The sequence below is a fragment of the Iamia sp. genome (genome assembly GCF_035575815.1).
Lineage (GTDB): Bacteria > Actinomycetota > Acidimicrobiia > Acidimicrobiales > Iamiaceae > Iamia.
This window is the reverse complement of the sequence record NZ_DATLXO010000001.1, coordinates 1-14742: the sequence shown is the minus strand read 5'-3', so window position 1 is coordinate 14742 and position 14742 is coordinate 1. Positions and strand designations below refer to the sequence as shown.

Here is a 14742-nt window from a genome sequence, read left to right as displayed (position 1 = left end):
GTGACTACGAAGATCAGGCCGGCCTTGCGGAATCTGGAGTGCATCTTGTGTGGGTCTCCTCAGGAGGCTTGTGGTGGGGGTTCCGGTGCACCCGGACCCGGGCGGCAACCTACGGAAGCCAGGTGTCGGCTCTCACCGGCGCCAGTGAACGGAAGGTGAACCACACCGCAACGTTGTCCTCCGACGCCCGCGACCTCACCGTCGGTGGTGCGCTCGCCTCGGCGAGAGCGACGGGCGTCAGGTGCCCAGCGCGGCGCGCAGCTGCTCGACGCGCCGGGGGACGACCGACCACCACACCCAGCGGCCCCGCTTCTCACCGCTGATGAGGCCGGCTTCGGCGAGAACCCTGGTGTGGTGGCTCACCGTGGGCTGGGACTTGCCCAGTGGATCCTGAAGGTCACACGAGCAGACCTCGCCGGCGGTGGCGACCAGGCTGAGCAGCCGCAGGCGGACCGGGTCGGCCAGGGCGGCGAAGGCGGCGGCCAGCTCCTCGGCGTCGCCGACGCCCATCGGCGCGGCGAGGAGGGGGGCGCAGCACGGGTCGCCGCCAGGGGCGGACTCCTCGGGGACGATCGTCCCGATCTCTGAAGCAGGCATTGACAACCATCAATCTGTTGGCCACAGTGTCGATCGACAGTCGTCAATCTACCAGGAGGCACCACCCGTGTCCCGAGTCCAGCTCGCCCTCAACGTCGCCGACCTCGACGAGGCGGTGGCGTTCTACTCTCGCCTCTTCGCCACCGAGCCGGCCAAGGTCCGGCCCGGCTACGCCAACTTCGCGGTGGCCGAGCCGCCCCTGAAGCTGGTCCTGATCGAGGGCCAGGGCGACCCGGGCACCCTCAACCACCTCGGCGTCGAGGTCGGCTCCACCGACGAGGTCACCGCCGCCACCGCCCGGCTCCGAGGCGAGGGCATGGCGACCACCACCGAGGACGAGGTCACCTGCTGCTTCGCGGTCCAGGACAAGGTCTGGGTCGATGGCCCCGGCGGGGAGCCGTGGGAGATCTACACGGTGCTGGCCGACGCTGCCGAGAAGGTCGGGCCCCGTACCGCGGCGGGTGAGGCCGCGTGCGCCTCGGCGGGCTGCGGGTGAGCCCCGCGCCGATAGCCGCTCCGACACACTCTCGGCCGCGCCCTGCCGGGGAGGATGCCGTCCTCGAGCGCCTGTCGCTCCTCGACCGCTTCCTGCCCGTCTGGATCCTGGCCGCCATGGCCCTCGGCCTGGCCCTGGGCCGGCTCGTGCCCGGCCTCGACGACGCTCTGGGGGCCGTGAAGGTCGACTCCGTCTCGCTCCCGATCGCCGCCGGGCTGCTGCTGATGATGTACCCGGTGCTGGCCAAGGTCCGGTACTCCAAGCTGGGCGGTGTCACCGCCGATCGCCGCCTGGTGGGCGCGTCGCTCTTCTTGAACTGGGTGCTCGGCCCGGCCCTCATGTTCGCCCTGGCCTGGATCTTCCTGCCCGACCTGCCCGAGTACCGGACCGGGCTGATCATCGTCGGCCTGGCCCGCTGCATCGCCATGGTGCTCATCTGGAACGACCTGGCCGGCGGCGACCGCGAGGCCGCGGTGTTCCTGGTGGCGATCAACTCGGTGTTCCAGATCGTCGCCTACTCCCTGCTGGGCTGGTTCTACCTCGAGCTGCTCCCGGGGTGGCTCGGCCTCGGTGACGGCGAGGCCCTCACGGTGTCGATCTGGGACATCACCCGGGCCGTGCTCATCTTCCTCGGCCTCCCGCTTGCCGCCGGCTACCTCACCCGACTCCTCGGCGAACGCCGCAAGGGACGGGAGTGGTACGAGCAGCGGTTCCTGCCCCGCATCGGTCCCGTCGCCCTCTACGGGCTGCTGTTCACCATCGTGGTGCTCTTCGCCCTCCAGGGCGACGCCATCGCCTCCGCACCGCTCGACGTGGCCCGCATCGCGGTGCCGCTCCTCGTCTACTTCGCGCTCATGTGGGGTGGGTCCTTCGCCCTCGGGCTCCGGCTCGGGCTCCCCTACGAGCGCAACGCCACGGTCGCCTTCACCGCCGCGGGCAACAACTTCGAGCTGGCCATCGCCGTGGCCATCAGCGTCTTCGGCGTCACCTCCGGCCAGGCCCTCGCCGGCGTGGTGGGGCCCCTCATCGAGGTGCCGGTCCTGATCGGCCTGGTCTACGTCGCCCTGTGGGCCCGTCGCCGCTTCTACCCCGAAGCCCGTGTCCCGGGCGCCGACGACCGACGAGCTCCCATCCACCGGGCCCGCACCGCCGATGAGCCCCAGGAGGCCCAACCGTGACCGACCGCGCTGAACCCCGCTCCCACCTCGACCGCATCGCCGACCGCCTGAGCCAGCAGTTCGAGGGCATCTTCGGGCGCGAGACCATCGAGCGCTACCTCAACGACTCCGAGGACCGCACTGCGCACCACCGCCTGGCCACCTACCGCGAGCTGTTCATCGAGCGGTTCGCTCGGGAGCGCCTCCGCGCTCTCGCCCAGACCCAAGGAAAGATCGTGACCGACGTCCCCGAGGTCCTCTTCGTCTGCGTGCACAACGCCGGGCGTTCGCAGATGGCCGCCGCCCTCCTCGACCACCACGCCAAGGGGCGGGTCCACGTCCGCTCGGCCGGCAGCACCCCTGCGTCAGAGATCAACCCCGCCGTGATCGCAGTGATGGATGAGCTCGGCCTCGACCTGGCCAAAGAGTTCCCCAAGCCGCTGACCGATGAGGTCGTCCGCGCCGCCGATGTCGTCATCACCATGGGGTGCGGCGACGCCTGCCCCATCTACCCGGGGAAGCGGTACCTCGACTGGGACCTCGATGACCCCGCCGGCCAGGGCGTCGACGCCGTCCGCCCCATACGCGACGAGATCGAGCGGCGCGTCACCGTGCTCCTCGATGACCTGCTCGGCGCCCGCACCGAGACCTGAGAGACCGAGCTCGAAACCTCCTCTCGAGCCGCAAGCTGCTGACTGATCCGAAGCTGATAGTGCGACCGATACGCGTCACAATCAGTTATGAAGCAGCTCCTGGGAGCGCTGGCGATGTAACGAAGGGCGAGATGGGTGCCACAAGGGTCCGATGACATGGCGCACATGCACCACGACCGGGATCGGGCCGAGGGCTTCGGGGCCGAGGTCGATCGCTACGACCGTCTCCGGCCCTCGTACCCACCGGAGCTCGTCGCCTGGCTGACCGACGGCGGTGCCGGCACCGCGGTGGACGTCGGCTGCGGGACGGGGCAGGTCGCACGACTGCTCGTCGCCGCGGGGTGGGACGTCGTCGGCGTCGAGCCCGACGCGCGCATGGCCGCCCGGGCGCGCGAACGGGGCGTGGCGGTCGAGGTCGCCCGATTCGAGGAGTGGGAACCGTCGGTCCGCGACGTCGACCTGGTCTGCTCGGGCCAGGCGTGGCACTGGATCGACCCCGACACGGGTCACCGCCGGGCGGCCGAGCTGCTGCGCCCCGGTGGTCGGCTGGCGGCCTTCTGGAACGCCTACCGCTACGACGCGGAGGTCGCCGCCGTGTTTGCTGACGTCTACGGGCGCCACGCCCCCGACCTGCTGCGCGACTCGGTGTCGCTCGGCACCGCGGACCCCCGCCACCACGACGAGGACGTGGCGCGCTTGGCCGCCTCGGGTCTCTTCGACGCCGTGGAGGCCCGGGTGTTCGACCACGATCGGGAGCTGCATGTGTCGATGTGGCTGGACGAGCTGACCACCCACTCCGCCTACCGCACGCTCGGCGAGCGTAAGACGGAGGAGCTCTTCTCCGAGCTGCGGCCGGCCCTCGCGGCGGCCACCGGCGACACGATCGCGGTGCGCTACGACACCACCGTGGCCTCCGGCGTCCGCTCCCCGCCGTCCGCATAGGCGCAGATCCGGGCCGACGCGGGAGCCCTGCAGCCTGCGAGGTCTCCAGCTGGTGGTCGCTGACATCGAGGCGGCCCACGCCGAGCTGACCGAGCGCGGGGTCGACGTGAGCGAGATCGAGGATCTGCCTTGGGGCTCGTTCGTGTACTTCTCCGACCCCGACGGCAACGCGTGGGCCGTCCAAGCGCTCGTCCTCCGCAGCTGACTGAGGAAATCGACGACCGGAGCTTCACCGGCCTCGAACAGGATCGGATCCGTGACCCACGGCGCCGGGCGTCGATGCGGGGCACGGTGGGCTTCAGCTGAGCCTCCTCACGGACGACCACCAGCCCTGGCCGGGGCGCTCTGTCGTCCCGAGGTCCCGCCGCCGACGGAGCGTTGCTGACCGACACCCGGCAGGATCGGGATGTGATCGTCAGCATCTCGATGACCGAGCTGCCGCTGCTCGAACGGGCCGTTCGTCAGTTCCGTGCCGTCGAGGGGGGCCGGGCCTTCGTGGAGGCGCCCGGTGCCCTCGCCTTCGTCGCGACCGACGGTCCGGTGATCCAGGGCTGGTGCTGGGGCCACCACCTCGCGCGGCCCGACGCCTCGTCGATGCTGTACCTCCACGACCTCGAGGTGGCCGAGGCGCACCGCCGTCAGGGCATTGGGCGCCGGTTGGTCGGTGCCTTCATGGCCGCAGGGGCCGCGGCCGGCGCGACCACGTTGTTCCTGTCCACCGGCGCCGCCAACGCGGCGGCCCGATCGCTCTACGAGTCCCTCGGCGGCGAGCTGGCCACCCAGGGCCCGACGGTCCAGTACTGGTTCCGGCTGGGCGAGTAGCGGCGCATCGCGCCAGCCGCCGACGCACAGCGTCTGGCGTCGGCGTCAGACGGCTTCGACGGCGACATCGTCGGCGTGAGCGGCCAGCGCCCCGACATCAGCCTGGTCGCCGGTGAGCACCGTCCCTCCCGGCTCGGCTAGGGCCACGACGAGGGCATCGACGGCCGAGCCCCGTCCGGCTTGTCGACGGAGCTGCGCCGCCCTGCGAGCGAGAGCCTCGGGGACACGTGGTTCGAGGATGCACGCCTTCAGGAAGTGGTTCGCGTTGGCATCGCGTCCGGCGTGACCCTGGAGCGACTCGACGAGGACCACGCTGGGCACGATCGGCGGCCAGAGCTCGGCGGCCCGGAGGGATCGGACGAGCGCCAGCGCGAGGGTCGACCGTTCCGCGAGGCGACTGACGCCACCGCTGTCGAGGACCAGCACGGCGTCACCCGGCCGGGTTCAGCTGGCGATCTCGGATGCGCCGGACGATCGCATCGGCCCGGGACATCTCTCGTCGCGACGGCTCGCCCACCTCGTCCGCCAGCGTTGCCAGGTGGTCGTCGGTCGCGTCCAACGCCACTCGCCGCTCGAGCTCGGCGCGGACGGCCTCCTGCAACAGCTCCGACGCCGGCAGGCCTCGGCTCTTCAGCGCGTCGTAGAGATCGTCGGGAAGGTAGACCTGGAGTCTCGGCACACGCCTGACCATACGCCTATCGGGTCCGGCCGGCAACGAACCCCCGACACACGTCCGACCAGCCCCGCGATGTCGGCCGTTGGTCTGGCACGAGCCGGGTCGTGAGGCGCGACCTCGGCCGCCAGGTCGAGCGGCGACGCTGGCGCTCTTCCGCGACCACGCTCCACGTTCCCGCCGCCCGCTGTTCACCCCATGTCCTCGGGGCCTCCACCAACCGCTGGTAGCACCGCGTGATGGATCGTCGCCGCTTCCTGCAGGCCGGAACCTCCGTCGGTGTCGGGGCCGCCCTCGCCGCCCATCCGCTCTCGGCCTGGGCCCAACGGCTCGGCTCACCGCCGCGATCGGTGGTGACCCGGGCGGACTACCTCCCCGTCGCCGCCTTCCCCTCCGGGGTGCTGTCGGGCGATCCGACCCCGACGGGGTGGTCCTCTGGACCCGGATCGCCCCTGTTGCGGCCGGGCCCGGGGTGACCGTCGGCTGGGAGATCGGCACCGACCCCTCCTTCGGCCCCGGGACGATCCTCGCGGCGGGCACCGAGACGACCGCGGCGGCGAGCGACCACACCGTGCACGTCGAGGTCGACACCCTGCCCTCGGGGGCGACGCTCTGGTACCGCTTCGCGGTCGGGGGCACGACCAGCCCCGTCGCGCGGACCAAGACCCTCCCGGCCGGGTCGGTCGACCGGGTCCGCATCGCCTACTTCTCGTGCCAGCGCTACGTGCACGGCTACTACTCGTCGCACGCGGACCTGGCCGCCCGGGCCCTCGACCCTGCGACCGACGTCGACCTCGTCGTGTCCCTCGGTGACTACGTCTATGAGGCCGGGCCGGCCGACGACGTCACCGTGGCCGGGCGGGTCGACCCCGAGGCCCCGACGACCACCCTGGAGGACTTCCGCCGCCAGTACCACCTGTACCGGACCGACCTCGACCTGCAGACCATGCACGCGGCCTTCCCCGTCGTCGGCATCTTCGACAACCACGACGGCCTCCGCGACCCGGCGGACCCGGCCGGTCCCGGCGCCATCGCCGCCTTCTTCGAGCAGATGCCGGTCCGGCGGGTCGCGGGGGACCCGAACCGCCAGTACCGCTCCTTCGTCCTGGGCGACCTGGCCGAGGTCTTCCTGCTCGACGAGCGCCAGCACCGCGACCCGGAGCCGCCGTCGTCGGGGGACCTGCTCGGCACCTCCTCGGTCGACGAGCCTGAGATGGTCGAGGCGGGTCGCACCATGCTCGGCGCCCCCCAGAAGGCATGGCTGACCAACGGGCTCGACACGTCAGGCGCGGCCTGGAAGATCCTCGGCAGCCAGCTCGTCTTCTGGCCGTTCCGCAGCCAACGCGACCTCGTCACCCAGGCCACCGCCGGAGACGGCCCCCAGCGCAACGCGGGCACGTACCTCAACCTCATCCAGTGGGACGGCTACCAGGCCGAGCGCCGAGAGCTCGTCGACCACATCGCCGATGGGGCCATCGATGACGTGGTGGTGATCTCAGGTGACTCCCACTTCTGGTCGGCGGCCGAGCTGGGCACGGATTGGGATGATCCCGCGGCCCCCTACGTCCTCACCGAGTTCGCCGGCAGCTCGGTGACCTCGGCCAACGGCGACGAGATGGGCTTCCCGCCCAACGAGGTGGTGCGCCCCCTGCTCGCTGCGGCCAACCCCCTGCACCTGCGCTACGTCGAGACGACGACCAACGGCTACGGGCTCCTCGAGCTCACCGCCGACCGGCTCACGGTCACCTACCTGTCGCCGTCGAGCGTCACCGAGCCCGACCAGCCGACCCGGGTGCTCGCCCGCTTCGAGGTCGACCGGGGCACAGCCCGGATCCGTCAGACCGAGGGCGAGGGTTTCATGGCCCGCCCCGACGACCTAGCCACCCCAGAGCCGGATGCGGACCCCGACCCCGATCCGGACGACCCGCGAGACGCCGACCCGGTCGACCCGGCGGAGCCAGACCCCGAGTCGGGCGATCCGCCCACCCCAGGCGATCCGAGCGATCCGCGCGATCCGAGCGATCCGAGCGATCCGGGGGGTCCGCGCGGTCCGCGCGGTCCCGGCGATGGCGACGTTGCCGGCGATCTCGGCGGGCCAGGCGGGGGCGGAGGCACCGCTCCCCCGGCGCAGCCCATCTCCGGCGACGCCCGCTTCACCGGGTAGCCCTCCCCGCCACCCGGCTATCGAATCGGCGTCGACGGGTCGACGTCCCGGACGGGCCGCACACCCAAAGCTTCGGCGGCCTCCTCGGCGAGGTCTCGTCCGCCGGTGTGACGGAGGAGGAGCAGGCCGTCCACCACCGCGAGCGTGGCGAGGGCCGCCGCCCTCCCGGCTCGGGGATCAGCGGGATCGATGCGCATCGCGAGCCATTCGACCCAGCCCTCGACGAGCGGGCCCGTCAGGTCAGGCCGGCTGGGCGAGGCCCGGACCGTTCCGCCCGCAATCTCGAGGAGGCTCGCGAACAACCGGTCGCCCTCCGGGCTCGTCAGGAGCGGCCAGGCCCGCTGGTGCCGGGTCGCGGCCGATGTCGGCCCGGCTCCGAACGCCGACTCGAGGAGGTCCTGCAGGCGGACCCCGATGCGAGCCACGACCTCGCGCCCCAAGTCGTCCTTGGTGGGGAAGTAGTACACGACGGTGCGGTCGGAGATGGGGATCCGCCGCGCCACCCGTCCGTAGGTGAGCGCCGCCAGGCCCTCATCGAGCACTAGGTCGACCGCGACGTCCAGGATTTCGTCCCGGTCGTGTTTGTATCCCATCGACCCTTGACCGTAGTGGTCGCTGCGAAGTAGACAACTGTAGGGAACACTACGCATCTGCCTGGCGAAGGTGAGCGAGAGAGTGGCACAAGCAGCTGGGACCGGGTCCTCCAGGGCATGCTGGTCGCAGTGGGGGCCTGGGCTTGGCGCTCGTGGTGGCCGGAAGGGCGATCAGCGACACGGTCTTCGACCGTCTCGGCTTCGGCCTTGGACCGACCGAGGGCACCCCCGACCGGGCCGTCGACCACGTCCTGCTGGTCTACGGGGTGCTCGGCGCGGTCATCCTCGGGTGGGCGGTGTTGATGGTCCTCCTGGCGGTCGGCCCGTTGGCGCGCCGGGAGCGGTGGGCGTGGTGGACCGTCGTCGCTTCCACGTCGGCCTGGTTGGTGGTCGACACCGCCATGTCCATGGCTCGGGGCTACGTCGGCCACGCCGCCTTCAACCTCGTCTTCCTTGTGGCCCTCGGCGTCCCCCTCCTTGGCATCCGGGGCCGATTGCACCCGACGTCCATGAACTTCCCAAGAAGGTGATCCTTGGTGGCATGAGACACCTCCGTACAAAGCGGGATGGGAGCCCGGCATCGCACCCTGAGCAGTTGGTCACCGGGTGGCCCGTGGTGGGCGCCGAGCCCGGCGCCGGATGGGTCCCCGTGGGTTCGGTCCCGTGGGGCGGATCTCACTGTCACACCCCCCGGGTACAGTCGTTCCCATGACGACGGACCTGTCACCCGAAGCGGCACAGGAGACCGACGCGGCGCGGCGCGCCTTCGACGACGAGCTGGCCGGGGTGGCCGGCGTGCGCAACGCGGCCGATGCCCGCCTGGTCGATCTGGTGGTCCGGGCCCTGGCCGAGGGCCTGTGGCAGGGGCACCGGGTCCGCACCCCGGTGCAGTGGCTGATGTGGCGGGCCGGGGTCTCCCGGGCGGTGGCCCAGCGCGTCGTCGCTCTGGCCCGACGGGCTCCGGTGCTGCCGGTCACGATGGCCATGTTCACCGGGGGACGGTTGTCGTTCGATCAGGCGGCCACGGTGGCCCGCTACACCCCGGGGCAGTTCGAGGCGTCGGTGGCCGAGGTGGCCCAGTTCGCCACCGTGCCCCAGATCGCCACCGCGACGAGGACCTACGGTTTCGACACCGAGGCCCGACCCGCTGATGCCCCGGAGCCAACCCCCGACGACCCGGTCCTGCCGGACCCCGAACCCGAGGTCGACCGCGAGGTGGCCTTCGGCACCGAGGAGTCGGGGCAGTGGTGGGCCAGGATGCGCCTCCCCGCCGATGAGGGCATGGCCATCGAAGGAGCGCTGAAGGCGGCGCGGGAGCGCCTCCACTCTGAGGCTCGTGCTGCGGCCCGGGCCCGGGCGAAGGCTGAGGGCCGGTCGATGAAGGATCTCGACGTGCGGCCCCCGTCGTGGGCGGATGCGGCGGTGGGGGTGGCCCACTCGATCCTCGCCGGCGGCGCCGGCGGCGCGGAGATGGCCGCCCGCAGTCGGATCCTGTTGCACCTCGAGACCCCCGACGGCACCCGGGGCCACGGCCGGTGGATGGGCAGTCTGCACCTGGGTGGGGTGCTGCCTGATGAGCTGCGCCGGTACCTGTCCTGCGACGGCGACGCCCAGATCATCTGGCACAAAGACGGGGCCCCGGTGAACGTGGGCCGCGCCCATCGCATCGTGCCCCGCCGCATCCGCCGGCTCATCGAGCACCGCGACCGCGGCTGCCGGGTCCCGGGCTGTGACCAGACCTACTGGTTGCAGATCCACCACATCGTCCACTGGGAGGACGACGGTGAGACCATCACCACCAACCTCATCTGCCTCTGTTCAGCCCACCACCGGATGCACCACCAGGGCCTGTTGGGCATCGTCGGCCACGCCGATCACCCCGAGGGGGTCACCTTCACCGACCGGTACGGCAACCACCTCAACGGCGCCACCCGGGCCCGACCCCCCAAAGCCACCGACATGCCGACCGTGGGCGCCTACCGGTGCCCCACCGGTGAGCGCCTCGACCGCTCCGCTGTCCACTTCAACCGCACACCCAGCCCCGCACCGGACGACGCGGCGGACGACCCCGGACCCACCTCCGACCACGGCCCACCCGGGCGGCGCCGCCACGCCCACTGCCGCACCACCGGCCGCGCCGAAGCCGCGACCCCCGACGGATCACGCGCCCCGCCGATGTCCTGATCTCGAACGATCGAGCGAGCGCACGGGTCCCCGAGGCCGCTGCTCGGCATCGTCGGCCCATGCGACAGCACACAGCGCTCGATGATGAGCTCTTCGCCGAGCTCGACCGGCGCGGGGGAGCGCGGCTGCGGGGGTCGACCGGCGGCCGCGCGCGTCGGGAGGCTGCGCCGCACCGGCACCGACCCGTGGGTGGGCGTGATCTCCGTCGAGGAGATCTGGCAAGGGCTCCGGCACGGTGAGGAACCTGCGGCCCGTCGGCTGTTCCAGAGCCTCCGGCTCGCCCCTCTCGGGGTGGCCGAAGGTGTCCGGGCGGGGGCTTGGCGCCGCCAAGCACCTCGGGCGCCGCCAAGCACCTCGACCCGCTCGCCACCGCCGGGCTGGTGGCCGACGTCCGCGACGGTCGCCAGCGGCTCTGGCGCGTCACGCCCCGGCCGATGGTCGAGGCGGCCGAGTGGCTCGCCGCCGCCGGCTCGGCACGGGACGAGCGGCTGGCCCGCCTCGCCGCCGCAACGACACCCTCGGAGGCACGGCGGGTCACGGCCCGGACCCGCGACGACCGCCCGGACGGTGGGGGAGCGCCGCCGATACCCTGAACCCATGTTCTGGCTGGTCCTCGTCCTCCTCATCCTCGGACCGATCGTCGAGCTCTGGTTCATCCTCCAGGTGGCCGGCGTCATCGGCGGCTGGGAGACCCTCGCCCTGCTGCTCGTCGAAGGGTTCATCGGCAGCTGGCTCATCAAGCGCCAGGGCCGCGCCGTCATCAACCGGGTCGATGAGCGCCTTCGGGCCCACGACCTGCCCACCAAAGAGCTGGCCGACGGGCTCTTGATCCTCATCGCCGGTGTGTTGATGCTCACCCCCGGGTTCCTCACCGACATCGTCGGCTTCGCCCTCCTGTTCCCCCCGACGAGGGCCCTCGCCCGGATCGCCCTGCTGGCGCGCTTCACGGCCCGCATGGGGCAGGGCTTCGCGTTCGTCTCCGCGCCGCGCTGGGGTGCGGCCGGCCGCGGCGGCGACCCCTTCGTCGACACGACCGCCACCGAGGCTCGTGACGCCAGACCAGACGCGCCCCCGCTCCACTCCGGCGACGCCGATGGGCCCGGTCGCTGAGGTGCCCCGCCCCGACGTGCCCACCGGCGCGGATGTCCCCCTGCGCGATGCCGCCACCGTGCTCATCGTCCGCGACGGCGACGACGGGCTCGAGGTGTTCATGTTGCGCCGGAACCTGCAGTCCGACTTCGTCGGCGGCGCCTACGTGTTCCCCGGCGGCGCGGTCGACCCGCCCGACCGCGAGCGTGACCTCGAGCGCTGGTGCCGGGGCCGCAGCGACGCCGAGGCGTCCACCCGGCTGGGCGTTGCGTCCGGTGGGTTGGCGTTCTGGGTCGCCGCGATCCGTGAGTCGTTCGAGGAGTCCGGGGTGCTCCTGGCCTACGGGCCCGACGGCGCGCTCGTCCGCCTCGACGACCCGGTGACCGCGGCGCGCTTCGTCGAGCACCGTCGCTCCGTCGACCGGGCCGAGCGAAGCCTGGTGTCGATCTGCGAGGAGGAGGACCTCCACCTCGCGGTCGACACCATGTGGTACTTCGGCCACTGGATCACCCCCGAGGGTGCACCACGCCGCTACGACACGCGCTTCTTCCTAGCCGCCGCGCCGTCGGCCCAGACCCCGGTGCACGACGACCGCGAGACGATCGCCAACCTCTGGATCCGCCCCGTCGACGCCCTGGCCCGCCATGCTGCGGGCGACCTGGCCATGTTGCCGCCAACCCTCGCTTCGCTGCGCGCCCTCGAACCCAGCACCACCGCGGTCGACGCCCTTGCCGCGGCGGCGGAGATGGTCGACGTGCCCACCGTGCAGCCGAGGGTGATCATGGACCAGGGCGGTGTCCGCATCGTGATGCCGGGCGACGCCGAGTGGGACGACGGGTACCGCGGTGACCGGTCGCTCGGCACCTGGCCCACCGCCTCCGACCGGAGCGCCCGGGCGTGACCCGCGCCGAGCGCTCCGCGGACCGCACGGCTGTGCCGGCCATGCCCGACGCCATGGTTGGCGACGTCGTGGCCGGTCAGCTCGTTGCGCTCGCCCCCGGGGTCCGACGCCTGACCGCCCCGAACCCCGGGATGATGACCGGCCCGGGCACCAACTGCTACCTGGTGGGCACCGACACCGTCACCGTCATCGACCCGGGGCCCGACGACGCCGGCCACATCGACGCCCTCGTCGCCGCCGGCGGCGGGCGCATCGGCACCATCGCCCTCACCCACACCCACATCGACCACTGGCCCGCAGCGCCCACCCTCGCGGTGCGCACGGGTGCCGAGGTCGTGGCGTTCGACTCGCGCGACGGGCTCACCGTCGACCGCTCGCTCGCCGATGGTGACGAGGTGGGCGAAGGTGATGCCCGCGTGCGAGCGGTGCACACGCCGGGCCACGCGTCGAACCACATCTGCTTCTGGCACGAGCCCACGCGGATGCTCTTCACCGGCGACCACGTGATGTCGGGGTCCACCGTCGTCATCGCCCCGCCCGACGGCGACATGGGTGCCTACCTCGAGGCCCTGCGCCGGGTGCTCGCCCTGCACGCGACCGCCCTCGCCCCTGCCCACGGCCCGTTGCTCACCGACCCCGACGCCTACGTCGGGGGCTACATCAGCCACCGACTCGCCCGAGAGGCGTCAGTGGTCGAGGCGTTGGCCGCCGCCGGTCCGGTGGGAGCCGACACCGAAGCCCTCGTGAAGGCGATCTACGTCGACGTGCACGAGCTGCTCCACCCCGTGGCCCGCTTCAGCGTGTGGGCCCACCTCCGCAAGCTCGCCGCCGAGGGCCGCGCCCGCGGCGTCGACGTCGATGATCCCGACACCACCTGGGTCACCGGAGACACGAGACAGCAGCGGCTGCGAGGACTATCGTCTTGACCGCCAGGTCAAGAACCATGCAAGGGGACCCCGATGGCCGACTTCCAGCTCTTCATCAACGGTGAGTACGTCGACGCCGCCGCCGGCGAGACGTTCACCACCACCGACCCGGGCACCGACCAGCCCATCGGCGAGGTCGCCAAGGCCGACCGCGCCGACGCGGCCCGGGCGATCCAGGCCGCCCGCACCGCGTTCGACGAGGGCCCGTGGCCCGGGATGTCGGGCGCTGACCGCGGCGCCCGGCTGACCAAGCTGGCCGAGCTGCTCGAGGCCAACGCCGAGCGCTTCGCCGAAGCCGAGGCCCGCGACTCCGGCGGCACCATCAAGAAGGCCACCTTCGCCGACGTGCCCGGTGCGGCCGGCGCCCTGCGCTGGTTCGCCCGCATGGCCGCCGAGCGCCCCGACGAGGTCGCGCTCGAGGGCTCGCCGTTCCCGCCCTCGGAGAACTACGTCCGCTACGAGCCCTACGGCGTGTGCACCGGCATCGTGCCGTTCAACTTTCCGCTGCTCATGGCGTGCTGGAAGCTCGGCCCCGCCCTCGCGGCGGGCAACACCTCGGTCATCAAGCCGGCGTCGTTCACCTCGGTCACCGCCCTCATGCTGGGCGAGCTGGCCCAGGAGGCCGACCTGCCCCCCGGTGTTTTGAACGTCATCGCCGGTCCCGGCGGCACCGCCGGTGAGGAGCTGGCCTCCAACGAGATGGTCGACAAGGTGGCCTTCACCGGCTCGACCGAGGTCGGCCGCCGGATCATGCAGCTGGCCTCGGGCACCATCAAGCCCGTCACGCTCGAGCTGGGGGGCAAGTCGGCCAACATCGTGCTCGACGACGCCGACCTCGACATCGCCGCCGCGTGCGTGCTCTTCGGCACGTTCTTCCACAACGGTCAGGTGTGCGAGTCGGGCACCCGCGCCCTGGTGCACCGGAGCGTCTACGACGAGTTCGTGTCGCTGCTGGTCGACCGGGCCGGGAAGATGGTCATCGGCAACCAGCTCGACTTCGACACCGACCTCGGTCCCATGGTGTCGCGGGCCCAGGCCGAGACCGTCGAGCGCTACGTCGCCCTCGGCCGCGAAGAGGTGGGCGAGCCCATCTGCGGCGGTCGCGCTCCCGACGGCCTGCCCGCCGAGCTGGCCACCGCGAACTTCTACCAACCCACGATCTTCGCCGGCGTCGACAACGCGTCGCGGATCGCCCAGGAGGAGATCTTCGGACCGGTGCTCTGCGTCATCCCCTTCGAGACCGACGACGAGGCCGTGGCCATCGCCAACGACTCGATCTATGGCCTCGGCGGCGGCGTGCAGTCGGCGAACGTCGAGCGTGCCCAGGCCATCGCCGCCCGCCTGAAGACCGGCACCGTGTGGATCAACGACTACCACATGATCTCGCCCGAGCGTCCCTTCGGCGGCTACAAGCAATCGGGCATCGGCCGGGAGCTCGGCACCGCCGGCTTCGACATCTACCGCCAGGCCAAGCACATCCACACCAACCCGTCGACCGGGCGTGACGGCTACATGCACTTCGCCGCGCTGAGCGCCAACATCTAG

18 protein-coding genes and 2 pseudogenes are annotated in these 14742 nt (G+C 71.9%); 16 read left to right on the top strand and 4 right to left on the bottom strand.

The features are described from left to right. Positions 1–237: 237 nt before the first annotated feature. Complete coding sequence (locus tag VNL12_RS00090) at positions 238–597, bottom strand: metalloregulator ArsR/SmtB family transcription factor (RefSeq protein ID WP_325590415.1); 360 nt, start codon at positions 595–597, stop codon at positions 238–240. A 67-nt stretch (positions 598–664) separates the two neighbouring features. Here VNL12_RS00090 and VNL12_RS00085 point away from each other — a divergent pair, with 67 nt between their 5' ends. The 6 genes and pseudogenes from VNL12_RS00085 to VNL12_RS00060 all read left to right on the top strand — a co-directional run bounded on the left by VNL12_RS00085 (position 665) and on the right by VNL12_RS00060 (position 4667). Further along, positions 665–1093, top strand: coding sequence for an ArsI/CadI family heavy metal resistance metalloenzyme (locus tag VNL12_RS00085; protein WP_325590413.1), 429 nt, complete (start codon positions 665–667; stop codon positions 1091–1093). An 11-nt stretch (positions 1094–1104) separates the two neighbouring features. Continuing rightward, on the top strand, positions 1105–2271 hold the full coding sequence (gene arsB, locus VNL12_RS00080; protein WP_349257764.1) for an ACR3 family arsenite efflux transporter: 1167 nt from the start codon (positions 1105–1107) through the stop codon (positions 2269–2271). Next, positions 2268–2903: an arsenate reductase ArsC gene (locus VNL12_RS00075; protein WP_325590409.1), complete on the top strand. Its 636-nt coding sequence runs from the start codon at positions 2268–2270 to the stop codon at positions 2901–2903. The genes arsB and VNL12_RS00075 overlap by 4 nt, the downstream gene beginning before the upstream one ends. A 156-nt stretch (positions 2904–3059) precedes the next feature. Beyond that, entirely contained in the window at positions 3060–3845 is a 786-nt protein-coding gene (locus VNL12_RS00070) for a class I SAM-dependent methyltransferase (protein ID WP_325590408.1), read from the top strand. A gap of 22 nt (positions 3846–3867) precedes the next feature. Beyond that, positions 3868–4050: pseudogene (locus tag VNL12_RS00065) on the top strand (VOC family protein); the annotation flags it as partial. A gap of 203 nt (positions 4051–4253) precedes the next feature. Further along, a complete protein-coding gene (locus VNL12_RS00060; RefSeq protein WP_325590406.1) occupies positions 4254–4667 on the top strand; it encodes a GNAT family N-acetyltransferase in 414 nt (137 codons plus the stop codon). A gap of 45 nt (positions 4668–4712) precedes the next feature. Here the strand turns inward: VNL12_RS00060 and VNL12_RS00055 are convergent, their stop codons facing one another. Together VNL12_RS00055 and VNL12_RS00050 are read right to left on the bottom strand one after the other, a co-directional pair. Beyond that, entirely contained in the window at positions 4713–5093 is a 381-nt protein-coding gene (locus VNL12_RS00055) for a hypothetical protein (RefSeq protein WP_325590404.1), read from the bottom strand. A 4-nt stretch (positions 5094–5097) separates the two neighbouring features. Continuing rightward, positions 5098–5346 (bottom strand): hypothetical protein, encoded by a 249-nt coding sequence (locus tag VNL12_RS00050; protein WP_325590402.1) that lies wholly within the window; start codon positions 5344–5346, stop codon positions 5098–5100. Positions 5347–5579: 233 nt separating this feature from the next. Here VNL12_RS00050 and VNL12_RS21105 point away from each other — a divergent pair, with 233 nt between their 5' ends. From VNL12_RS21105 to VNL12_RS00045, 3 genes and pseudogenes are all read left to right on the top strand, one after another. Further along, positions 5580–5816: a twin-arginine translocation signal domain-containing protein gene (locus tag VNL12_RS21105; RefSeq protein ID WP_414654831.1), complete on the top strand. Its 237-nt coding sequence runs from the start codon at positions 5580–5582 to the stop codon at positions 5814–5816. Continuing rightward, positions 5756–5995: pseudogene (locus VNL12_RS21100) on the top strand (PhoD-like phosphatase N-terminal domain-containing protein); the annotation flags it as partial. The gene VNL12_RS21105 and the pseudogene VNL12_RS21100, both read left to right, overlap by 61 nt. A gap of 42 nt (positions 5996–6037) precedes the next feature. Then, positions 6038–7504: an alkaline phosphatase D family protein gene (locus VNL12_RS00045; RefSeq protein ID WP_414654830.1), complete on the top strand. Its 1467-nt coding sequence runs from the start codon at positions 6038–6040 to the stop codon at positions 7502–7504. Between the two features lie 17 nt (positions 7505–7521). Here the strand turns inward: VNL12_RS00045 and VNL12_RS00040 are convergent, their stop codons facing one another. Next, positions 7522–8097: a TetR/AcrR family transcriptional regulator gene (locus VNL12_RS00040; RefSeq protein WP_325590398.1), complete on the bottom strand. Its 576-nt coding sequence runs from the start codon at positions 8095–8097 to the stop codon at positions 7522–7524. 143 nt (positions 8098–8240) lie between these two features. On the opposite strand from VNL12_RS00040, the gene VNL12_RS00035 reads away from it, so the two are divergent. The 7 genes from VNL12_RS00035 (at position 8241) to VNL12_RS00005 (ending at position 14742) form a co-directional block, all read left to right on the top strand. Beyond that, positions 8241–8627 (top strand): hypothetical protein, encoded by a 387-nt coding sequence (locus VNL12_RS00035; protein WP_325590396.1) that lies wholly within the window; start codon positions 8241–8243, stop codon positions 8625–8627. A 178-nt stretch (positions 8628–8805) separates the two neighbouring features. Further along, entirely contained in the window at positions 8806–10281 is a 1476-nt protein-coding gene (locus VNL12_RS00030; protein ID WP_325590394.1) for an HNH endonuclease signature motif containing protein, read from the top strand. Between the two features lie 317 nt (positions 10282–10598). Continuing rightward, positions 10599–10874 (top strand): hypothetical protein, encoded by a 276-nt coding sequence (locus VNL12_RS00025; protein WP_325590392.1) that lies wholly within the window; start codon positions 10599–10601, stop codon positions 10872–10874. Positions 10875–10878: 4 nt separating this feature from the next. Then, positions 10879–11391: an FxsA family protein gene (locus VNL12_RS00020; RefSeq protein ID WP_325590390.1), complete on the top strand. Its 513-nt coding sequence runs from the start codon at positions 10879–10881 to the stop codon at positions 11389–11391. Next, a complete protein-coding gene (locus VNL12_RS00015; protein ID WP_325590388.1) occupies positions 11375–12271 on the top strand; it encodes an NUDIX hydrolase in 897 nt (298 codons plus the stop codon). The genes VNL12_RS00020 and VNL12_RS00015 overlap by 17 nt, the downstream gene beginning before the upstream one ends. Beyond that, a complete protein-coding gene (locus VNL12_RS00010; protein ID WP_325590386.1) occupies positions 12268–13197 on the top strand; it encodes an MBL fold metallo-hydrolase in 930 nt (309 codons plus the stop codon). The genes VNL12_RS00015 and VNL12_RS00010 overlap by 4 nt, the downstream gene beginning before the upstream one ends. 33 nt (positions 13198–13230) lie before the next feature. Continuing rightward, the gene (locus VNL12_RS00005; protein ID WP_325590384.1) at positions 13231–14742 is read left to right on the top strand and encodes an aldehyde dehydrogenase family protein; all 1512 of its coding nucleotides are present in this window, start codon (positions 13231–13233) and stop codon (positions 14740–14742) included.